The sequence below is a fragment of the Pseudomonas sp. genome (assembly GCF_046581935.1).
Classification (GTDB): Bacteria; Pseudomonadota; Gammaproteobacteria; order Pseudomonadales; family Pseudomonadaceae; genus Aquipseudomonas.
Map to the genome: position 1 here is coordinate 45633 of NZ_JAYGFK010000005.1, position 21572 is coordinate 67204.

Consider the following 21572-nt stretch of genomic DNA (forward strand, 5'->3'; position numbering starts at 1 on the left):
GTAGATGGGTTACGGCACCCATTTGAGGTGGATCAATAGGTCAAGGTCTGGATGCGGGGAAGGCTATCGCTCAATGTCTCGTGGTGGGCTGAAGCGGTAACAGTCACATGTCTCAGATGAGCGTATCAACCCATTGTGCCTAACGTCGTGGCTGGCTTTTTTTGATCTGCATGGTCTGCTCGGTTGAGCCGGTCATGCAGGCTAATGTGCCTAGCCCTAGGCTTCGGCCCGTTGCATCAAGGTGCGCTGACGCCACTCCATAAAGGTTTTCAGCAGTAGGGTCAGCAGGGCCATGCAGGCCAGCAGCGCGGCAGCGGTAAAGGCGGCGGCAGGTTTATAGTCGTTGTTCAGTTGATCGACCAGCAAGGGCAGGGTCAGGGTTTGGTTGATGATGGTGCCGGACACCACCGACACTGCACCAAACTCGCCGACCGCGCGGGCATTGGTCACGACCACGCCATACAACAGTGCCCATTTGATTTTCGGCAGGGTGATGTGGCGGAAAATCTGCCAGCCGTTGGCGCCCAGGCACAGGGCGGCGGTTTCTTCGTCCTGGCCTTGGGTCTGCATCACTGGAATCAGAATTCGCGCGACATAGGGCGCGGTGACGAACACCGTGACCATGACAATCCCTGGCCAAGCAAACATCAGTTGCATGCCGTTATCGTAGAACCAGCGCCCCAGCGCGTGTTCCAGGCCGTACACCACCAGGTAACAAAGCCCAGCCACCACCGGCGATACGGCGTAGGGGATGTCGATCAGCGTGGTCAGCAGCTTGCGCCCGCGAAAATCGTAGTGGGTCACGCACCAGGCCAACAGAATGCCGAACAACATATTGATCGGCACCGTCAGCAGCGCTACCAGCAGTGTCAGGCCTATGGCGTGGAGCATATAGTCCTCACCGAGGTTGCCCCACAGCAATGCCAGGCCGCCCGCGAAGGCCTTGCTGAAAATCAGCGCCAGCGGCACCAGTAGAACCAGCGTGACGAGACTAAGGCCCAGGCCGATCAACAGCCATTGGTGCCAGTGTTGAGGTTTTTTCATTTGCCTTGCCGTTGCCATTTGAACAGGCGGCCTTGTAGCACTTGCAGACTAAACAGCAGCACCAGTGAGGCCAGCAGAATGACCGAGGCAATTGCCGCAGCCGCCGGGTAGTTGAACTCCTGCAAACGCACAAAAATCATCAGCGAGGAGACTTCGGTTTTGTATGGGATGTTGCCGGCAATCATGATCACCGCGCCAAATTCACCCAGGCTGCGGATAAATGACTGCGCGGCTCCGGTGACCAGCGCAGGGGTCAGGGTCGGTAGTACCACATAAAAAAACGTCTGCAGACGATTGGCACCCAGGGTGCTGGCGGCTTCTTCGTAGTCTCGGCCAAGATCCTGTAGCACCGGTTGTACGGTACGCACCACAAACGGCAGGCTGGTAAACACCATGGCAATCAGAATGCCCGGATAGGCGTAGGCCAGCTTGATACCCATGGGCGCGAGCCATTGCCCCAACCAACCGCCGGGAGCGAGTAGGGTGGCCAGGGTCAGCCCGGCCACCGAGGTGGGTAGGGCGAAAGGCAGGTCGATCAATGCATCCACCAGACGACGCCCGGGGAAGTCATAGCGGGTGATGATCCACGCCAACAGCAGGCCGATTAGTACGGTGGCAATGGTGGCGTAAAAGGCACCACTGAGGGTCACCTTGTAGCTTTGCACCACGCGTGGATCGCTGATCGCGCGCCAGTACTGCGCCCAGCTCATGTCGCTGACATACAGCAGTAGAGCCGACAGCGGGAACAGGATGACCAGCGAAATGTAAAAAGTGCTGAAGCCAAAACTCAGGCCGAAGCCTGGCAGCAAAGGGCTTTGCAAAAAGAAGCGGGGTGTCTTAGGCACGCATAAATCCCTGAAAGCACAAACCGCCGTAAAGACGGCGGCTGTTTGTTGCTCAAACCGATGAGGTCTTAGCGACCCTCGGCCAAAAGTTGGTCAAGGATACCATCGGCATCGAAGTGCTTGGCAGTGATCTCGTCCCAGGTGCCGAGAACTTCGGTTGGGTTGATCAGGCGAATCTGCGGGAACTGCGCTGCGGTAGCCGCCACTACTTCCGGGTTATGTACACGGTAGTTGTAGGTGGTCAGCAGTTGCTGGATGTCCTTGGTGTACTGGAAGTCCAGGTAGGCTTTGGATACCTCGCGGGTGCCTTTTTGATCGACCACTTTGTCGACCAGCGCTACCGGGAACTCGGCAAGCACGCTGACCGGTGGCACGACAATTTCGTATTCGCCGGATTTGAACTCATCACTTTTGGCGATGTTGACCACTTCCGATTCGAAGGTCAGTAGCACATCACCTTGGCCATTCTGGGCGAAGGCCACGGTAGCGGCGCGGCCACCAGTAGGGAAGTTCTCGACATTGTGGAGCACTTTGCTGACAAAGGCTTTGATCTGGCTTTCATCACCTTTGAACTGTTCGTTGGCATACAGCCAGGCGCCCAGATAGCTGTAGCGCGCATTGCCGGAGGTTTTCGGGTTAGGGAACACCAGTTTCACGTCGTCACGGGCCAGGTCGTTCCAGTCCTTGATGTGCTTCGGGTTGCCCTTGCGCACCAGAAACGCCGTGGTGCTGTAGTACGGCGAGCTGTTGTTGGGGAACTGTTTGGCCCAGTCTTCACGCACCAGGCCACGCTTGGCCAGGATGTCCACGTCGGTGACTTGGTTGAAGGTCACGGTATCGACCTTCTTGCCTTGGATAATGTCTTGAGCCTGGCGCGAAGTGCCGGCAAACGACTGGTCGATCTTCAATTCTTTGCCTGTTTGCTCTTTCCACTGGGCAACGAATTTTGGGTTGATCTCGGCAAACAACTCACGGGCGATGTCGTAGGAGGCATTCAGAATCGGTGCGTCTTCTGCCAGTGCAGCGGCACTGCTCAGCAGACTTGAGGTAATGGCGCTGGCCAGCAGGATTTTCTTGAGCATGATGCAGAGGTTCCTTGTCACAGCGCCGCTATCAAGGCGCGGAATTGAAGCCTGACCTTTTAGCCAGATGTGGGAGGGGATACTGCACAAGTTTGTTATTCATAAAAAGTAACTTTTAATGCTATTGATATTCTATTTTTATCTTATTGCTCGAGATGCTCGGCCCGATTGCGCTGGATGAGGTTGCTTGTAACGGCGTGATTGGCTGTTGATTGCTTAAGCGAACTGCACCGGGCAGGGCTCGCGGCCTTGAAGTTTTTCAATCTCGCTGATGACGTGCGGCCGTGCAAAGTGCAGCACCAGATGGCGCTGTTGGGCCTGCAGGCGACGGGCTTCCTGGTGCAGCATGTTGACCCCAGCGTAATCGATAAAGTTGATGTGCCGCGCATCGATCATCACTCGGCGCGCTGAGCTGCGTTGCAGCAACTGTTGCAGGTAAGGGCAAGCCGCGAAAAAAATAGACCCTTCAATGCACAGCCAGTCGGTGTCACCCTCCTGCCATTGGCGCACGCGCGGCTGCGAGGTGCGCTTGAGGTAGACGATCAATGAGGCCAGTACGCCCGCGTAGATAGCGCTCTGCAACTCCAGTAGCAGAGTCGCCAGCACGGTCAGCAGCATGACCAGAAACTCACTTTGGCTCACCCGCTTCAGGGCTTTTACAGCAGTCATGTCGAGCAACCCCCAGCAGATCAGCAAAATGCTGGCGGCCATGGCGGGGATGGGTACGTAGGCGAACAGGCGGCTGCCATACAGGGCAAATACCGCCACCAGCAGGGCGGCGAACACTCCGGCCATGGGCGAGCAAGCGCCGGCCTGCTGATTGAGTGCCGAGCGGGTGAACGAGCCTGCCGATAACGACCCACCGAACCAGGGCCCGATGATGTTCGACAGGCCCTGAGCACGAACCTCCTGATTGGCATCAAACAGCTGCTGAGATTTCTCCGCCAGCGCGCGGGCAATCGACAGGCTGGTGACCAGGCCGAGCAAGCCACAGGCCACCGCCGCGGGCAGCAGTTGCAAAACAGTTGTCAGGTTTAAGTCGAGCAGGGCGAATGGTGGGAGGCGGCCTACGAACGGGCTAACCAAGGCCACTGAACCGAACTGCTCAGGCCAGGCCATGACCAGCAGGCTGGCGGCGACAATCCCGATGAGCAGCGCCGGCACGCGCGGCGATAGCCGTTTGCTCAGCAGGCTGATGGCCAGGGTGAATAGCGCTACGGCCAGGCTGCGCCAGTCACTCTCGGTCAGGTGTTCACCGAGGCTGAGTAGGCTCATCAGTGCTGTGGTCTGGCTTGTGACAGTCAAGCCGAGCAGGTTGGGCAACTGGCCGATACCGATTACCAGAGCCGCGCCGAGGGTGAAGCCCAGCACCACCGAGTGCGAGACAAAATTCACCAGCGCGCCGAAGCGCAACAGGCCGAGCAGCCATTGGCAAATGCCGGCCAGCAGGGTCAGCAGTAGTATCAGGGCAATAAAATCGTCGCTTCCAGGCAGAGCCATCGGGCTGATGCTGCTGAACAGCACAATGGAGATCGCTGCGGTTGGTCCGCAAATCAGGTAGCTGGACGATCCCCAGAGACAGGCGATCAGTACCGGTACGATGGCTGCGTACAGACCATATTGCGGTGGTAAACCCGCAATCAGGGCGTAAGCGATGGACTGCGGCAGCGCCAGGATGGCGCCGTTCAACCCCACTAGCAGGTCTTTGCCCAGACTGCGTTTGCTGCAGTTGGGCAGCCAGCGCAGAAAGGGCAGCAGGCTCTGGGGGCGGGGTAGCGGCATGAGTCGATTTCTTGTGCAGGAGATGGACAAAAGCCGCTGCAGTGCAGCGGCCCGTCGACTTCAGGGAATCAAATCGGCAGGTTTAAAACTTGGCGTTTACCGCCGCGAGGCCGTCACCGCCAGTGAGGCTGGTAACGCCCTTGAGCCAGCCGGCGACAACCGCCGGATTGGCCTGCAGCCAGGCCTTGATCGCCTCGTCGTTGCTGGCCTGCTTGCTCAGCACCTTATCCATAATGGCGTTTTCCATCTCCTGGGTGAATTTCAGGTTGCTCAGCAACGTGCCGACATTCGGGCACTGCGCGGCATAGCCTTTGCGGGCCAGGGTGTTGACGCTGCCGCTGGCACCGAAGTACTTCTCGCCGCCCTTGAGGTAGCGCATGTCGTACTGCACGTTCATCGGGTGTGGGGTCCAACCGAGGAACACCACAAACTGCTCGCGTTTCACTGCGCGGCCAACCTGCACCAGCATGGCCTGCTCGCTGGATTCGACCAGGTTCCAGTCTTTGAGGTCGAATTCGTTCGCAGCAATCATCTTCTGGATTGACTCGTTGGCCGGTGAGCCGGAGCCAATCCCGTAGATTTTATGGTTGAACTTGTCGGCATGCTTATTCAGGTCAGCAAAGGTCTTCACCCCGGCCTCATAGGCGTAGGTGGGCACTGCCAGGGTGTACTCGGTGCCGCTGAGGTTCTCCACCAGCTGCTCGACTTCGCCCGTGCTGACGAACTTGTCGTAGTTGCTTTGTTGCGCCGGCATCCAGTTGCCGAGGAATACATCCACCTGACCTTTCTGCAGCCCGGCGAAGATGATCGGCACGGCCAGGGTCTGGATTTGCGCCTTGTAGCCCAGGCCATCGAGCAGGAGGCTGGCAATGCCGTTGGTAACGGCAATATCGCTCCAGCCCGGATCGCCCAGTTTGACCGTGGCGCAACTTGCGTCTTCGGCCAGGGTATAGCTGCTGGCCGCCAGTAACAGGCCGCCGATAAGTGTTGTGCGAAGTGTGTGCATGGCAATGTCCCCTTGAATTATTAGTTATGGTTCAACGCGGCAGTGGCTTGCAATCAAAGTTGCGGAAAACGGGCGCGACGCTCGAGGTCGTCTAGGTCAATGTGGTTGCGCATGTACTGCTGGCTAGCGTCGACCATCGGTTGATGGTCCCAGCTGGTTAGGGCGCCGTGGGTGAGGGCGCTGGCGACGAAACGGCGGCGGCGCTGGCTGGCCAGGGTGGCTTGATGAATCGCCGGCATATCCCAGCGTGCCTTCGCCTGGTTGATGAAGTCGGTCAACAGGCTCTGATGCTCAGCGGATTCAGCAAGGTTTTCGCGCTCCTGCGGGTCGTGGCGCAGGTTGAACAGCAGCAGGGGATCCTGCTGCGAGTAGATAAATTTCCAGTCGCCCTGGCGAATCATCATCAGCGGGCTGATGCTGCCTTCGGCCATATATTCGCCAATCACTTCATCGTGGCCCTGGCGGCCTTCGAGGTGCGCCACAAGTGAGCGGCCATCCAGTGGCAGGTCGGCTTCCAGCGTGCCGCCGGCCAGCTCCACCAGGGTGGGCAGCAGGTCCATGGTCGAGACGTTCTGGCTCACCCGGTGCGCAGCGAACTGCTTGGGTGCATGCACCAGCAGGGGCACGCGGGCGGCCATTTCAAACCAGTGCATCTTGTACCAGAGGCCGCGCTCGCCAAGCATGTCACCGTGATCGCCGGAGAACACGATGATGGTGTTATCGCTCAGGTTGCAGGCTTCCAGGGTTTTCAGCAGCTTGCCAATGTTGCTATCGATATAACTGCAGGCGCCGAAGTAAGCGCGTCGTGCGTCCTTGATTTTCTGCGCGGGCAGCGGCTTGTCCCATAGGTCGATGACTTTCATCAGGCGCTGCGAGTGTGGGTCCTGTTCGGCCTGATCGATGTGCTGGCTAGGCAGTGGGATGTCCTCATCGCGGTAGAGGTCCCAGAATTCGGCCGGAATGGTGTAGGGGTCATGCGGGTGGGTCATCGATACGGTCAGGCAGAAGGGTTGCTCGCCGGCGCTGCGCACATGGTCATAGAGGTACTGCTGAGCCTTGAATACCACCTCCTCATCGAAATCCAGCTGGTTAGTGCGCACGCACGGCCCGGCCTGCAATACCGAGGACATGTTGTGGTACCAGCTGGCGCGCACGTCCGGCTCGTCCCAGTTCACCGCCCAGCCGTAATCGGCGGGGTAGATATCGCTGGTCAGGCGTTCTTCATAGCCATGCAGCTGGTCTGGGCCGCAGAAATGCATTTTGCCCGACAGTGCGGTGCGGTAGCCCAGGCGGCGCAGGTAATGGGCGTAGGTCGGCACATCGGCGGGGAAGTCGGCGGCGTTATCGTAGGCGCCGATTTTCGAGGGCAGCTGGCCGCTGACCAAGGTGAAGCGCGATGGCGCGCAGAGTGGGCTGTTGCAATAGGCCGCATCGAATACCACGGCATTTTTAGCCAGGCGCATCAGGTTGGGCATCAGGATTGGTGATGCAGCATCGTGCAGCGGCAGAATCGGCGCGGCCATCTGATCGGCCATGATAAAGAGGATATTCGGGCGTTTCATGGCAGCCGGTATTCCATATAAAAGATTTATGCGACATTGCTGACTTGATCATCCGGCTAACAGAAAGCCTGGTAAACCTGCTGCAAGCACATGCATTGGATAACTTGAGCTTATGTTTAAAAGCATCGAAGGGGTGTCGCTGGACGTGCTGCGGGTGTTTGAGTCAGCGGCGCGCCAGCTGAGCTTTACCGCTGCGGCCAGTGAACTGGGCACCAGCCAGCCGGCGATCAGTCAGCAGATCAAGCGCCTTGAGCAGCAACTGACAACGCGCTTGTTTGACCGGGTCTACCGCGGCATCGTCCTCACCGATGCCGGCGAGCTGCTGCTGCGTTATGTGCAGGATGGTCTGCAGAGTCTGGATGCCGGGCTGTTGGCGGTTACCGCGCAACAGCAGCACGAGGTGCTGCAAGTGGCCACCGACTTTGCCTTTGCCGCGTATTGGCTGATGCCGCGTTTGCAGCGCTTCCATCAACTGCATCCGGAGGTGGATGTCAGCCTGATTACCAGTGAGCGCGATCAGGGCGCGCTGTCAGCGGAGATCGATGTGGCGATCAACTTCGGTGATGGCCGTTTCAAAAATGCCGAGGCGCAGCTGATGTTTCGCGAAGAGGTCTTTCCGGTGTGCAGTCCTCAGTTGCTCAAGGGGCGCACGCTGCCCTTGCCTCCGACAGCGCTGGCCAGCCTGCCGCTGTTGCACCTGCGTCCGGAAAATCGCTCGCGCTGGTTTGACTGGACGGGGCTGTTTCGTGCCTTTGATCTGCAGGAAACGCCGAGCCCGGGCAGTCTGCGATTCGACAACTACACCTTGCTGATTCAGGCCGCCATTGCCGGCCAGGGCGTGGCCATCGGTTGGCGGCACCTGGTGGATGAGCTGCTTGTGCAGAACCTGCTGTGTCGGTTGGGCGATGAAGTGGCGCAGTCGGATATGGGGTATTACCTGGTGCTGCCAGAGCGCAAGCGCCGCCAGCGCTTGACCCAGGTATTTGTTGATTGGTTGCAAAGTGAATTGGCGAAGGGGCCAAGTAGCGTTCTTTAACCGCCGAGCTGGCGCAGGCGCTGTTCAGCGTTGTGCAGCAATCGGCGCAGGCTATTCAGTTGCTCTGGGTCGGCTGCGTCCAGTAGCTGTTCAAGAGCGTTCTCGACGGCCGTCAGGGGCGCAACGCTGCCTGCCAGGTTGAGGTGCTGACTGAGGATTTCCTCGCCGCTGCTGACCAACAGGGCGAAGTGGATAACGTTCTCCAGCTCGCGGGTATTGCCCGGCCAACTATGGGTCTCCAGGCGTTGCTGCGCCGCCTCGCTGATGACTGGCAGTGGCAAGCTCAGGCGTTGGGCATAGATGCCGAGGAAGTATTCCGCCATAGGCAGAATGTCGCCAATACGTTCCCGCAGCGGCGGCAGACTGAGGCGGCCGTCGCTGAGGTAGCCATATAAGTGCTCATTGAATTTGCCAGCTGCTACAGCCTGGGCCAGGTCGATACTGGTTGCGGCCAGCAGCCGGACATCCGTCGGGCTTGGCTGGCTGGCACCGACCCGCAGCACTTCACTGGTTTCCAGGGCGCTGAGTAGTTGAGCCTGCAGCGGCAGCGGCAGGTCGCCGATTTCATCCAGATACAAGGTGCCGTGATTGGCTGAGCCAAACCAGCCTGCTCGGCTGCTGGCGCTGCCTTGATAGGCGCCGGCGGCATAGCCGAACAGTTCTGCCTGGGCATGCTTGCTGCTCAGGCCGCTGCAGCTGAGCGCGACAAACAGCCCCGGCCGTTCACTGGCGCGGTGGATATGCCGCGCCAGCAACTCTTTACCGGTGCCGGTTTCACCCTCAATCAGCAGCGGTATGGGTTGTGTAGCGAGCTGCTCGACCTGATCGCGCAGCTGCCTGGAGCGTGGGTCGATAAACACCAGCGCTTTCGCGCGGATGCTCAGCGGGCTTCGTTCTGCATCGGGGAAAGTCAGCAACGGTTGGCTGCTGCTGAAAGTGTTCTGGCTCATCAACGAGTCTCCAGCCCGACTCGGATTGCGAGCAGGCAGGTTGCATGATCGATAGATAACCATCCGCCGCTCAGGCGGTCGGCTTATCAGGCGCGGCGACGGTCGGCTTGTTCTACCCGGCTCTGCAGACGATAGAGGTAGGCGAAACCTTGCTCCCAACGCTGATGTCCCGACTTCACATTTATATGCCCAGCGCCGCTGAGAATGGTCACATCGCTGCCCCAGTCATGGGCCAACTCGATAGCCCGTGCGGCACTGGCAGCGCTGTCGTTGTCCGAGCCCACCAACTGGCTGGGGAAGGGCAGTGAGTGTTGGGGGATCGGTGCAAAATTCTGCAGCGCTGGTGGGCAGTTGGCTCGTTCCACGTCAGCCGGGGCGACCAGTAGCGCGGCCCTTACCCGGCGCAGCGATTCGACTGGTGCCTGAGCTGCCCAGTGCGCCACGGTGATGCAACCCAGGCTATGGGCGATCAGGATGGTCGGGCGTGGATCGCTGGCGATACTGCGCTGCAGCTCGGCGACCCAGTCTTCACGTTTGGGGTTTAGCCAGTCGGCCTGTTCTACCCGGGCGCTGTTCGGCAGGCTGCGCTGCCAATGGCTCTGCCAATGCTCGTCGGCCGATCCTTGCCAGCCCGGCACTATCAGGTAACGGATAGTTTGGTTGCGCATCGCGCGCCCTCCTGCAGATGTGAATGGCTGCAGTGTAGGGAGGATTGGTGGATATCAAAAAGAATAAGAGCTTATTTGCTTATGCCTGAAATTCCATTTCTCTGTGCGAGAAGGTCATGGGTTTTATATGCAAAAAAAGTATATTAATGTTCTTAAATAATATTTTTAAGAATATATGTGCCTCTCTACTATCTGCTCCACGGCCACTGACTACGGCCAGTTTTCGCCGCTTATAGTGGCTATTTCAAGGAGCACTACCATGACCGCAACCCTACGAAACCTTGAAGATCAGGACGACGGCAGCATCCTGCGCGAGATCCAGGCTGCGCTGAATGGCCTGAAGTTCGGCTCGGTAGAAATCACCGTGCACAACGGCCAGGTCGTGCAGATCGAACGCAAGGAAAAGTTTCGCCCGCACGCTCAGAGCAACAAGAGCAGCTAACTGACACACCGAACGCCACACGCAGCAAAGCCCGACCGGACCACCGGAGGGCGTGCAATGAAAAGAGTCGAGCTCATGCACATCTCGCTGTATAGCCACCGCAGATCGCGAGAGCAGTCGACCCATTGAACGCCAACCCCATATTTGTCCCAGTAGGAGCCGCACCATGTCCATTCGCCGTTTTGCTTTTGCCGCCCTCGCCAGCGCGCTGACTATTGCCGGAGCCGCAGGCCCGGCAGCCGCTGCAGAAACCCTGCTCAACGTGTCCTACGACCCGACCCGTGAGCTGTACAGCGAATTCAACGCTGCGTTCAACAAGCACTGGCAAGCCCAGGGCAATGAAGCTGTGACCATCCAGCAATCCCACGGTGGTTCGGGCAAGCAGGCCCGGGCGGTAATCGATGGTCTGCGTGCCGACGTGGTGACTCTGGCCCTGGCCGGTGATATCGACGAGCTTTACAAGCTCGGCAAGTTGATCCCAGAAAACTGGCAGGAGCGTCTGCCACAATCGAGCACACCGTACACCTCGACCATCGTTTTCTTGGTGCGCAAGGGTAATCCGAAAGGCATCAAGGACTGGGATGACCTGGTCAAAGCGGACGTTGCAGTGATCACCCCGAACCCGAAAACCTCTGGCGGAGCGCGTTGGAACTTCCTCGCGGCCTGGGCCTATGCCCAGCAGAAATATGGCAGTGAAGATAAGGCTCAAACGTTTGTGGCCCAGCTCTACAAAAACGTGCCAGTACTCGACACGGGGGCGCGCGGCTCGACGATTACCTTCGTCAACAATGGCATTGGCGACGTGCTGTTGGCCTGGGAAAACGAAGCCTTCCTGGCGCTGAAGGAAGAGGGCGGCGACAACTTCGAAATCGTTGCGCCGTCGCTTTCGATCCTGGCCGAACCGCCGGTGGCTGTAGTGGATGCAAACGTCGACAAAAAAGGTACGCGCAAAGTAGCGGAGGCCTACCTCAACTACCTGTACAGCGATGAAGGTCAACGTCTGGCGGCCAAGCACTTTTACCGTCCGCGTAACCAGGCCATTGCCGGTGAGTTCGCCAAGCAGTTCCCAGAACTGAAACTGGTGACCATCGATAAGGACTTCAACGGTTGGAAGACCGCACAGCCGAAGTTCTTCAGCGACGGTGGGGTTTTCGATCAGATCTATCAGGCGCAGTAAGCCTGGGATGCCAGAACGTAGGATGGGACGGGCCGCGTAGGTCGGGCCTCGCAGGTTGAGCGAAGCGATACCCATCTGCTGCAAACCATACGTTGCGATGGGTATCGCAGGCTCCACCCATCCTACGGATTCGTCTGCGTCATTAGCTCGTCGTTTAACAAGTACAAGGCCAAAACCATGTCTCGTCGTACTTCCCCGGTCATACCCGGCTTCGGGCTGACGCTGGGTTACACCCTGGTGTATCTCAGCCTGTTGGTTTTGATTCCTCTGGGTGCCATGTTCGTTCACGCCGCTCAGCTCACCTGGGCTGAGTTCTGGGCGATTATTTCCGCGCCGCGGGTACTGGCAGCGCTCAAGCTGAGCTTTGTCACGGCCTTTGCGGCGGCAATCATCAACGGCATTATCGGCACGCTGCTGGCTTGGGCGTTGGTGCGTTACAGCTTCCCCGGACGCAAGATTATCGAAGCGATGATCGACTTGCCCTTCGCCTTGCCCACCGCCGTTGCCGGTATCGCCCTGACCGCCTTGTATGCCCCAAGCGGCCTGGTGGGGCAGTTCGCCACCGATCTGGGCTTTAAAATTGCTTACACGCCCATCGGTATCACCCTGGCACTGACCTTTGTCACTCTGCCGTTTGTGGTGCGCACCCTGCAGCCGGTGCTGGCGGATATCCCGCGTGAGGTCGAAGAAGCGGCGGCCTGCCTGGGTGCCAAACCCTTGCAGGTGTTTCGCTATGTGCTGCTACCGGCGTTGCTGCCGGCCTGGTTGACCGGCTTCTCGCTGGCCTTTGCCCGCGGGGTCGGCGAGTACGGTTCGGTGATTTTTATCGCCGGCAACATGCCGATGAAGACCGAGATTTTGCCGCTGCTGATCATGGTCAAGCTCGACCAATACGACTACACCGGTGCCACGGCTATCGGCGTGTTGATGCTGGTGGTCTCCTTCATTCTGCTGCTGCTGATCAACCTGCTGCAGCGCCAGATCGCTAAAGCCTGAGGAGGTCGCCATGTCTTCTATCACCCTAAGCGCGTCAGCCTCGGCCAACACGGCGCGGCGCGGTAATGTGCTCGGCCGTCGGCTGCTGATTATCAGTGCCTGGTTGGTGTTTGCACTGTTTCTACTGTTGCCGCTGTTTATCGTGCTGAGTGAGGCGCTTAGGCAGGGCATCGGCACCTTCTTCGGCGCAATCTTTGAGGCCGATGCGATCTCCGCCTTACAGCTGACGCTGCTGGCCGTGGGTATTTCGGTGCCGCTCAATCTGCTATTTGGCGTGGCCGCTGCCTGGTGCGTGAGCAAGTATGAGTTTCGCGGCAAGAGCATTCTGGTGACGCTGATCGACCTGCCATTCTCGGTTTCGCCGGTGATCGCCGGCTTGATCTATGTGCTGCTGTTCGGCGCGCAGGGCTTCTTTGGCCCCTGGCTACGTGAGCACGATATCCAGATCATCTTCGCTCTGCCGGGCATCGTTCTGGCCACGGTATTTGTCACCGTGCCCTTTGTTGCTCGCGAGCTGATCCCGCTGATGCAAGAGCAGGGCACCCAGGAAGAGGAGGCCGCGCGCCTACTCGGGGCGAATGGCTGGCAGATGTTCTGGCATGTCACCTTGCCGAATATCAAATGGGGCCTGATCTATGGTGTGGTGCTGTGTACGGCGCGGGCCATGGGCGAGTTTGGGGCGGTATCGGTGGTTTCCGGACACATCCGTGGTTACACCAATACGCTGCCGCTGCATGTAGAGATTCTCTATAACGAATACAATCACGTCGCCGCGTTCAGTGTCGCCAGCCTGTTGCTGTTGCTGGCGCTGTTTATTCTGCTGCTCAAGCAGTGGAGCGAGTCACGTATCAACCGCCTGAAAGCCAGTGCTGGCGAGGAATAAGTCATGTCCATCGTAGTATCCAATGTCAGCAAGAACTTCAATGCGTTCAAAGCGCTGAATGACATCAACCTGAATATCCAGAGCGGCGAACTGGTCGCCTTGCTTGGCCCGTCCGGCTGCGGCAAAACCACCTTGCTGCGTATCATTGCCGGCCTGGAAATCCCGGACAGCGGCAGTATCGAGTTTCACGGCGAAGATGTGTCGGATCACGACGTGCGTGACCGTAACGTCGGCTTTGTGTTTCAGCATTACGCACTGTTTCGCCATATGACCGTGTTCGACAACGTCGCTTTCGGCCTGCGCATGAAGCCTAAGCGTGAGCGCCCGAACGAGACAGTGATCAAACAGAAAGTCCACGAACTGCTCGACCTGGTGCAGCTCGACTGGCTGGCTGATCGCTACCCAGAGCAACTGTCCGGCGGCCAGCGCCAACGTATCGCCCTGGCCCGTGCGCTGGCGGTAGAGCCGAAGGTGCTGCTACTCGACGAACCTTTCGGTGCCCTGGACGCCAAGGTGCGTAAAGAGCTGCGCCGCTGGTTGGCGCGCCTGCACGAAGAAGTGCACTTGACGTCGGTGTTCGTGACCCACGATCAGGAAGAGGCCATGGAAGTGGCCGACCGTATTGTGGTGATGAACAAAGGGGTGATCGAGCAGATCGGCTCACCGGCTGAGGTGTACGAAAATCCGGCCAGCGATTTTGTTTATCACTTCCTGGGTGATGCCAACCGTCTGTATGTCGGCGGTGAAGAGCATGTGCTGTTCCGCCCGCACGAGATTCACCTCTCGCGCTTGGCCGAGGAAGGCCATCAGGCTGGTGAAGTGCGTGATATTCGCCCGCTGGGCGCGATCACCCGTGTGACCCTTAAAGTCGCCGGGCAGAGCGAGCCAATCGAAGCCGAAGTGGCCAAGGATCACCTCAGCCTGGCCAACCTGACGCGCGGTGAAACCCTGTACTTCAAACCCAAGGCTGGGCAGCCGGTGATTCAGCAGCGCTGAGTTCAGGCGTGTAAAGCAAACAAGGAGCGCAATGCGCTCCTTGTTGGTTTTGCGGTAAAGCTATTTACGTTGCCACTTACCTTCAAGCTGGATGTACTGACCAGTCGGGGTTTTGTCGATAGCTTTTTGCCCGGCAATAGCCTCTACATCGCTCACTTGAATACCGTTTTGAGTGGCCAGTTTCTGGTATTCGGCGCGGCGGGCCTGGTTGATTAGCTTGGCTATTTCGCTGGCCTGGCCGCTGCCGCTGACAACCCCCAGATAGCCGTTGGGCATTTCGCCCAGTTGGCCGCTGGCTTTGGCATCGCCCAGGGCAGACATGGCTTCGTTGAGGTTCAAGGCTAGCGCCGGCAGGCTCAGGCTGAGTAGCAACAACAGGCTGGCGAGGCGTTTAGTTAGGTTCATCTCGGGCTCCTTAGAACAATCCGCTGGATTCGCTGAACATGCTGTCCAGGGCTTTATCCACCTTGATATAGATTTCGTGTTCGATCTTCACATTGAGGTTGATGTTGATCGGCTCGTTGGGCATCGCCAGTTGCACGGTCGGCGTGCAGGCTGTGCTGAGCAGACCTAGCAGCAGGGCGGCGAAACAACTACGCAAGCGCATGACACTTCTCCTTGATCATGAATCATGGCTCTGTCGGAGCCTTCTTGGCATTGCGTTGCAGCATACGCTGTTGCACGCGTTGTTTGATGATGTCGCTGACTTTGTCGGTCAGTTGCAGGCTGGCCAGTAGCGTCGGGATGTCTTCTTCCAGATTGATATTGAAGTGGATCGGGCGACCCTGCTCGATGGCTGGGTTCTGTCCCTCTAGGCGCATCGCTAGGGCAAGTTTGCCTTGTTGGCTGTAGTCGACCTGACTGCTGAGGGTGGTAAAGCGGAAGTCCTCCAGCGATTGAGTCACCAGTTGCATCGCCGGGTTGCTGCGCCCCAGGGCGCGGATGCGTTCGGAGTGGAACTGCAGCCGACCACCGGGTTCACGTGCGCTCAATTGGCCTTGCTCGATGCTCACGCCTTGCTGGTTGATCTGCAGTGGCAAGTGGCCGTCGAGGGTGCCCGTGCCGGCCAAGCCTTCTGTGGGGTAGAGGATAAACAGTTGCTCAAGTTCCAAGCCTTGCACCCCTACAGGGAACAGCAGTGGTTCGGCGGCGAGGTTCCACTCCCCGGCTGGCAGACGCAGGTGGCCGCCCATCAAGGCTGTCTCGGCTTGCTGCAGCTGTAACTGACCTTGCGTGGGTTTTTGCAGGGCGGCACTGTAGCGGCCTTTGAGCTGTAGTGGGCCTATTGGGATGCCTGGGTTGGCTTGGGCCAGGCGTAATTCGCTTAGCTCAAGCTGCAGCTGTTTAGGGTCGATTTGCACACTGAGCTTGCCGTCCATGCCCTCTATGGCGGTGCGGTCATAAATCCCACCCAGGCCTTTGCCGGTAAGTGCCAGTTCGAGGGTGGGTAATTGTTGGTCGCTGGCCAGGCTGAGGCTTGCGCTGGCATTCAAACGGCCATTATTCAGCTCCAGCAGCGCCGGCCAAGCGCTGAAGCTGGCTTGCAAGGGGTTGCCTCCGCGCAGAAACAGCTCCGCCAGTTGACCTTTTAGGCTGAGGCCCTGGGCGCTGTTGTATTGCGCCTGCAGCTTGAGTTGCAGGCTGGCATCGTTGTGCAGGGTGCCGTTTAGTGCCACCTGCTGTTGGTCGGCCTCCACGGGGCCTTGCCAGTACCAGCGTTGCGGCAGCAGTTGGCCATGCAGTAGCTGCGCACTCAAGTCGAGGGGGCCTTGTAGGTGCCAGTCGATTAGCGCTCCGGCAGCCAGTTGTGCATGCAGTTGCAGCGCCGAGGTGCTGGCCTTTATCTGCTGTGCGTGCAAATCGCCATTAATCAGCTGCTGTAGGCTTACGTGCGAGTTTTTATCCAGGATGAGATCGAGCTGCTGTGCATCCATGTAGCCGTCGAGCTGCAATTGCGTTTGCAGGGCGCCGATATCCCAATTGGCTAATTGCAGTGCAGGGCTGCTGGCGCTGAGGCTGCCGTCCAGCAGTTGCACGGCCCAGGGCAGGCCGTTGGCCAGGATCAGCGTGCCCTGCAGTGCAAACTGGCTGCGCCCCTTGCCAGTCAGATGTAGCCGCAGGGGCAGGGCGCGACCGCTTAGTTGTTCTGCCACTACGGCGGGCATTGGCGTGGCTTGGATGTTCAGCTGCAGGGACTCGGGATGCAGCTCTGGCGGCAGGTCGCTGATGAGGTCGCTGGGCAAATTTTGCAGGATAAGGTCCGCGATCAGGCTGTCTGCTAGCCACTCGTCATCTTGCGTGTGGGCTGATGCGTTGAAGCTACCTTGTAGCTGGCCAATACCCGGTATCGGCCAGGGTTCTGGCAGGTTGGCGCTGGCCTTGAACTGGCCGCTGGCGTGTTGCAATTGCGCCAAGCTGAGCGCGCCGGGCGCGAGTTGCAATTGCCAGTTTGCGTTTAACTGCGCTGCCTTTGGAGCAGCAGGCAGGCTATTTGTATCGATGGGCAGCCATTGGTTGAGCCAGCTTTGCAGCACCTTGCCTTGTTGCAGATCACCACTGAGTTGACCTTGCCAGAGCTGGTCAGTGGCTGTGCGCTGCCAACTGCTATTGAGTTGCAGTTGGGGCTGTTGGTTGATGGCCAGGGTTAACTGCAGCTCTGCCAGTGTGCTGTCGCCTTGCAGTTGTGCGTGCCAGCGCAGCTGGTCTTGTTGCTGTTGTAGGTTGAGTTGCACATCGAGCTGCTGCCCAGTCGTTGTGGGTTGCTTTAGCAGTTGCAAGTCACCGACCAGGCGGCAGCGGGTGTCCGCACAGGGCAGTTCGACCTGCAGGGCAGCAATCTGCAGGTGCTGCGGTAGTGAGGCTGCAACGCTGGCAAGTTGCTCAAGTTGCACCTCTATGGTCGTGTTGTCAGCGTTGGCGGAACCGGGCTGAGCAGGCAGGCTTAGTTGCAGGTCGGCGATATAAATCTGTTGCCAAAAGGGCAGCGCCAGGCTGAATCCGTGCCACTGCAGTTGAAGGTGTTGCAGCTGCAATGCGCCGTTGGGGTGCTGCAAGCTGAGCTGGTCAAGCTGGATACCTTCAGAGGACAGGCTTAAGCCGTGCCAATCGAGGTCTTTTATCTGCTCGCGTTCAAGCAGTTTGCCCAGGCTTACGTAGCCGTAAGCGCTTAGTAGGGCGAGCAGTAAAGCCAGGCAACCGATAAGTCGCAGCCAGGTACGCCGGCTGGGCATAAGCACTGATCCATAGTGGGGTTACGTGGCTGGACGTTAACCCATGTGCAGCAGGCTGCCAATCACCGGTTATTCTGTGCTGTGTAATTACAGCATTTGGTGGTATTTTTGTTGTTAATAGACATTCGATAAGTGGAGGCCGTGATGAGCGCATTAATTCGACCGGTTGCCGACGCCGATGCGGTGCTGGCCAAGGCGCTGCTCAATACCCGCGAGCAACTCGACCTGACTCAGCAGGAGCTGGCGGACATCATTGGTGTGCACCGCACCGCCATCTCGCGTTGGGCCGAGAGTGGTCTGCGGGTGCACAGTAAAACCGGCGAGCTGGCCCTGTTGCTGATTCGCATCTACCGCTCGTTGTTCGCCCTGTTTGGCGGCAACTTGGCAGATATGCAGCACTTTCTACGGACTGATAATCGCCACCTTGATGCTCCACCTTTGGCCTTGATGCAGCAGGTGCAGGGGCTTGTGCGAGTAGTGGAGTATCTCGATGCGATTCGCGGCAAAGGCTAGAAGCTGTTTATGACCTGCTGCGCGTCGGCCCTGCTGCGTTAAAAACAGGCTCGGAATGCTCATGTACAAAAGTACACTCCGCTTCCTCGCCTGTTTTTGCCTTGCAGGACTCTAGCTCGCGAGGTCCTAAGCAGCTTCTACGTCGCAAGATGTGAGCGCAGTACCCAACAATAATAAAAGTTAAGGACAACACCACCATGGATATCTGGCAACACTGCCAAGGCCCAGCTCAGATCAAACCGTTGCGGGGACGCTTGGTGCGCTTGGTCGAGAGCCAGGCTCAAGTCGCCACTTTGCAGTTAGTCGATACGTTGGCTGAACAGGCGCTACTCGAAGAGTTGCTGGAAACCAGCAAGCCGCCGTTGCCGCTGAGCGCCGAGCCGCTGCACTACTTGCTGAAAACCCCGTTCCGCTATCCACCATTGCGTTGGGGTTCGCGCTTTGGCTCTGTGCATGAGCCGAGCCTGTTTTATGGCGCGTTGCGCATCGAAACCGCGATGGCTGAGGCCGCGTACTACCGTTTCCTGCTCTGGGATGGCATGAGCGTGGCACCGCCCAGTGGCCGCATCCTTTCTGAACACTGCACCTTTGAGGCGCGTTATCAGGTTGAGCGCGGCGTGCAGTTGCAGCGCCCGCCTTTTAACGAGTATCAGGCACAGCTGTGTCATGCCAGTGCCTATCAACCTTGTCAGGCGCTGGGTGCCAGTATGCGTGTGGAAGGGGTTGAAGCGTTCGAATACCGTTCAGCGCGCTGCCCGCTCAAGGGCAACAATGTTGCGCTATTCATTCCCGGGGCGCTGGCGGAGAAGCGCCCGCGCAATCTGCTGAGCTGGTTATGTGAAACCACCAGCGAGTATGTCGCCTTCAAAAGTGCTCAGGTTCCGGATACCCCCAGGGTTTTCTCTCTAGCGACCTATCAGCAAGATGGCCGCTTGCCGCGCCCGGCCTAGATAGGGCGGCTTTTACAGGGAGTTTGCCCTGTAAAAGGGCAGTGCGACGGCGTGCCGCATAGACTTGTGCACAATTGCGATGCGCTCTGTCAAGCAGGGTGCGTTGATTGACGTAAACCCTTGATTCTTTTTATTCATTTTATAAGTCAATGAAATATATGGTTTTTTTGCACTGGTGAAAAAATCACCAGTTTGACCTTGAGCCCCACAGCATAGGCGCTGAGGACGCTTGCACCCATGTTATCCACGAAGTTATCCACAGCTTCTGTGGATTAAGCTAAGCGCTTGCTCTAGACCGCCGGTTGGCGCTTTTTTCAGGGCTTTACCTTGGCGAAAAAAAGAGTAGAGTGGCGCGCCTTTCCAGCCACCGCCGCTTTTTATGCCTCGCGCGATTACTCGTATACCTGCAGCCCATTCTGTTGCCGTGCCTCGCCTGCCTACGCGTGTTGCGCTTTGGCTGTTGGACAGCCCACATATTGGTCACGCCCACAGCGTTAAACGCTTTGCCGGCCGTTTGCTCAAGCAGCCAGCCCTGCAAGGTGTTGTGCAGGCACAAAGCCGATTGGGGCAAATGCTTTGCCGTGATTGCGGCAACCAACGCGATCGGCGTATGGGCTTTGAGTTGCTGCGCCAAGCTGCCCGTGCGGGCGACATGGGTGCTCAACTGGAGTTGGGGCAGCTGTATAGCCAGCCACGCAGTCTCGAGCCGCAACAAGCCCGGTTCTGGCTAGAGCAGGCCGCCGGACAAGGCTCGCAAGAAGCGCAGCAACTGCTCAAACAGCTCTGACTCTGCTTGGGGCTGTTGCCGTTTCACTCGCAGCAACGCGGCTCGCGATAAACCGGTAACAGACCCTAGGGTACTGGTTATACTGCCAGTACTTTTATGCGGAGCTGTTTATGCCTATCGATCTGCTCACTACGTTGGCGCCCGCGTTGTGCGGCTTCGCCGCTGCAGCACTTCCTCTTCTTTATTTGGCTTGGGCGCAACAGCGCCGCCTGGCTAACCAGCAGTTGGAATTCAGCCTGCTGCAGGAGCGCCTAAGTAATGCACTGCTGGCTCAGGCTGGACTGACTACGCAGCTGGATGATTGTCGTGGGGAGGTCGCCGAGATCAGCGAGATCAAGGCTGATCAGCAGGCTGAACTGGCGGCCTTGCGCCGTGAGAGCGATTTACTCCAGCAGGAGCGGCAGATCGCCCGTGAGTCGGCGCAGAGCTGGACCCTCCAGCGCGAACAGCAGGAAACGGAAATCCGTCGCCTGGATGCATTGCGCGCTTCCCTCAGTGCCGAACTCAAAGAACAGCAGGACAGTCATCAGCAGCGCCTGAGCGATCTGCAAGGCTCACGTGATGAGTTGCGCGCGCAGTTCGCCGAGCTCGCTGGGAAGATCTTCGATGAGCGCGAGCAGCGCTTTGCGGAAACCAGCCAGCAGCAACTCGGTCAGCTGCTTGATCCGCTCAAAGAGCGCATTCAGTCGTTTGAAAAGCGCGTGGAAGAAAGTTACCAGCAGGAGGCGCGCGAGCGTTTTTCCCTCGGTAAGGAGTTGGAGCGTTTGCAGCAGCTCAATCAGCGCTTGGGTGATGAGGCAACCAATCTGACTCGCGCCCTCAAGGGGCAGAAAACCCAGGGCAATTGGGGCGAGTTGGTGCTGGAACGCGTGTTGGAACACGCCGGCTTAGAGAAGGGCCGCGAGTACCAGACTCAGGTCAGCTTGAAGAGCGCCGACGGCGAGCGCTTTCAGCCAGATGTATTGATCCAGTTGCCGGGTAATAAGCAAGTGGTGGTGGATGCCAAAGTCAGTCTGACGGCGTATCAACAGTTTATTGCCGCTGAAGATGACAGCAGCCGCCAGCAGGCTTTGAAGCAACATGTGCTATCCCTGCGCGGGCATTTGAAGGGGCTGTCACTGAAGGACTATCAACGTCTGGAAGGGTTGCACAGCCTGGATTTCGTGCTGCTTTTTGTGCCTATCGAAGCCGCGTTTGCCTCGGCCCTACAGGCCGATCCGGGGTTGTTTCAGGAAGCCTTCGATCAACACATTGTGATCGTCAGCCCGACTACCTTGCTGGCTACGCTGCGGGTGATCGACAGCCTGTGGCGACAGGAGCGGCAAAGCCAAAACGCCCGCGAGATCGCCGAGCGTGCCGGGGCGCTGTATGACAAGTTCGTCGCCTTTATTCAGGACTTGGATGAAGTGGGTGCACGCCTGCAGCAATTGGATAAGGCCTATGCCGGGGCGCGCAACAAGCTCTGCGATGGTCGTGGCAATATCATCAGCCGGGTGGAAAATCTCAAACTGCTCGGAGCCCGTGCCAGCAAAAGCCTGCCTGTTGATCTGCTTGAGCAGGCAGCCGGTGTAATGCAGTTGGATGATGAGGTGGCCGAGTAGGGCGTGTCGCCAGTTCCAGGCG

21 protein-coding genes are annotated in these 21572 nt (G+C 58.4%); 10 read left to right on the forward strand and 11 right to left on the reverse strand.

Going from position 1 to position 21572, the window contains the following annotated elements; translation table 11 throughout:
* Window positions 1-216: 216 nt before the first annotated feature.
* The 6 genes from cysW (VCA57_RS04990) to betC form a co-directional block, all read right to left on the reverse strand.
* Entirely contained in the window at window positions 217-1044 is an 828-nt protein-coding gene (gene cysW, locus VCA57_RS04990) for a sulfate ABC transporter permease subunit CysW (RefSeq protein ID WP_411183860.1), read from the reverse strand.
* Window positions 1041-1889, reverse strand: a complete 849-nt coding sequence (gene cysT / locus VCA57_RS04995; RefSeq protein ID WP_411183861.1) for a sulfate ABC transporter permease subunit CysT — start codon at window positions 1887-1889, stop codon at window positions 1041-1043. The genes cysW (VCA57_RS04990) and cysT (VCA57_RS04995) overlap by 4 nt, the downstream gene beginning before the upstream one ends.
* A gap of 68 nt (window positions 1890-1957) precedes the next feature.
* On the reverse strand, window positions 1958-2971 hold the full coding sequence (cysP, locus tag VCA57_RS05000; protein WP_411183862.1) for a thiosulfate ABC transporter substrate-binding protein CysP: 1014 nt from the start codon (window positions 2969-2971) through the stop codon (window positions 1958-1960).
* A gap of 216 nt (window positions 2972-3187) precedes the next feature.
* Window positions 3188-4753 carry a SulP family inorganic anion transporter gene (locus VCA57_RS05005; RefSeq protein WP_411183863.1) on the reverse strand — a complete coding sequence of 522 codons (1566 nt, stop codon included), beginning with the start codon at window positions 4751-4753 and terminating at the stop codon, window positions 3188-3190.
* Window positions 4754-4835: 82 nt separating this feature from the next.
* Complete coding sequence (gene choX / locus VCA57_RS05010; protein WP_411183864.1) at window positions 4836-5759, reverse strand: choline ABC transporter substrate-binding protein; 924 nt, start codon at window positions 5757-5759, stop codon at window positions 4836-4838.
* Window positions 5760-5812: 53 nt separating this feature from the next.
* Window positions 5813-7321: a choline-sulfatase gene (gene betC / locus VCA57_RS05015; protein ID WP_411183865.1), complete on the reverse strand. Its 1509-nt coding sequence runs from the start codon at window positions 7319-7321 to the stop codon at window positions 5813-5815.
* 112 nt (window positions 7322-7433) lie between these two features.
* On the opposite strand from betC, the gene VCA57_RS05020 reads away from it, so the two are divergent.
* Window positions 7434-8357 (forward strand): choline sulfate utilization transcriptional regulator, encoded by a 924-nt coding sequence (locus VCA57_RS05020; protein WP_411183866.1) that lies wholly within the window; start codon window positions 7434-7436, stop codon window positions 8355-8357.
* Here the strand turns inward: VCA57_RS05020 and VCA57_RS05025 are convergent.
* Entirely contained in the window at window positions 8354-9307 is a 954-nt protein-coding gene (locus tag VCA57_RS05025; RefSeq protein WP_411183867.1) for a sigma 54-interacting transcriptional regulator, read from the reverse strand. The two genes, VCA57_RS05020 and VCA57_RS05025, sit on opposite strands and share 4 nt — an antisense overlap.
* A gap of 86 nt (window positions 9308-9393) precedes the next feature.
* A complete protein-coding gene (locus VCA57_RS05030) occupies window positions 9394-9975 on the reverse strand; it encodes an alpha/beta hydrolase (RefSeq protein WP_411183868.1) in 582 nt (193 codons plus the stop codon).
* Window positions 9976-10234: 259 nt separating this feature from the next.
* On the opposite strand from VCA57_RS05030, the gene oscA reads away from it, so the two are divergent.
* From oscA to VCA57_RS05055, 5 genes are all read left to right on the forward strand, one after another.
* A complete protein-coding gene (gene oscA, locus VCA57_RS05035) occupies window positions 10235-10417 on the forward strand; it encodes a sulfur starvation response protein OscA (RefSeq protein WP_411183869.1) in 183 nt (60 codons plus the stop codon).
* 166 nt (window positions 10418-10583) lie between these two features.
* A complete protein-coding gene (locus VCA57_RS05040) occupies window positions 10584-11594 on the forward strand; it encodes a sulfate ABC transporter substrate-binding protein (RefSeq protein ID WP_411183870.1) in 1011 nt (336 codons plus the stop codon).
* Window positions 11595-11771: 177 nt separating this feature from the next.
* Window positions 11772-12590, forward strand: coding sequence for a sulfate ABC transporter permease subunit CysT (gene cysT, locus VCA57_RS05045; protein ID WP_411183871.1), 819 nt, complete (start codon window positions 11772-11774; stop codon window positions 12588-12590).
* 10 nt (window positions 12591-12600) lie between these two features.
* Window positions 12601-13473: a sulfate ABC transporter permease subunit CysW gene (gene cysW / locus VCA57_RS05050; protein WP_411183872.1), complete on the forward strand. Its 873-nt coding sequence runs from the start codon at window positions 12601-12603 to the stop codon at window positions 13471-13473.
* A gap of 3 nt (window positions 13474-13476) precedes the next feature.
* Window positions 13477-14469 (forward strand): sulfate/molybdate ABC transporter ATP-binding protein, encoded by a 993-nt coding sequence (locus VCA57_RS05055; RefSeq protein WP_411183873.1) that lies wholly within the window; start codon window positions 13477-13479, stop codon window positions 14467-14469.
* 60 nt (window positions 14470-14529) lie between these two features.
* On the opposite strand, the gene VCA57_RS05060 is transcribed toward VCA57_RS05055, so the two are convergent.
* From VCA57_RS05060 to VCA57_RS05070, 3 genes are read right to left on the reverse strand one after another with little or no spacing between them, the layout of a single operon-like run.
* On the reverse strand, window positions 14530-14874 hold the full coding sequence (locus tag VCA57_RS05060; RefSeq protein WP_411183874.1) for a YdbL family protein: 345 nt from the start codon (window positions 14872-14874) through the stop codon (window positions 14530-14532).
* A gap of 10 nt (window positions 14875-14884) precedes the next feature.
* Window positions 14885-15076 carry a YnbE family lipoprotein gene (locus tag VCA57_RS05065; RefSeq protein WP_392539624.1) on the reverse strand — a complete coding sequence of 64 codons (192 nt, stop codon included), beginning with the start codon at window positions 15074-15076 and terminating at the stop codon, window positions 14885-14887.
* 22 nt (window positions 15077-15098) lie between these two features.
* Entirely contained in the window at window positions 15099-17699 is a 2601-nt protein-coding gene (locus VCA57_RS05070; RefSeq protein WP_411183875.1) for a YdbH domain-containing protein, read from the reverse strand.
* A 144-nt stretch (window positions 17700-17843) separates the two neighbouring features.
* Between VCA57_RS05070 and VCA57_RS05075 the strand changes: the two genes are divergently transcribed.
* The 4 genes from VCA57_RS05075 to rmuC all read left to right on the forward strand — a co-directional run bounded on the left by VCA57_RS05075 (window position 17844) and on the right by rmuC (window position 21550).
* Window positions 17844-18212: an antitoxin Xre/MbcA/ParS toxin-binding domain-containing protein gene (locus VCA57_RS05075; RefSeq protein ID WP_411183876.1), complete on the forward strand. Its 369-nt coding sequence runs from the start codon at window positions 17844-17846 to the stop codon at window positions 18210-18212.
* 197 nt (window positions 18213-18409) lie between these two features.
* Entirely contained in the window at window positions 18410-19162 is a 753-nt protein-coding gene (locus tag VCA57_RS05080; protein WP_411183877.1) for an RES family NAD+ phosphorylase, read from the forward strand.
* Between the two features lie 379 nt (window positions 19163-19541).
* Window positions 19542-19949, forward strand: a complete 408-nt coding sequence (locus VCA57_RS05085) for a tetratricopeptide repeat protein (protein ID WP_411183878.1) — start codon at window positions 19542-19544, stop codon at window positions 19947-19949.
* Between the two features lie 236 nt (window positions 19950-20185).
* Complete coding sequence (rmuC, locus tag VCA57_RS05090) at window positions 20186-21550, forward strand: DNA recombination protein RmuC (RefSeq protein WP_411183928.1); 1365 nt, start codon at window positions 20186-20188, stop codon at window positions 21548-21550.
* Window positions 21551-21572: the final 22 nt, after the last annotated feature.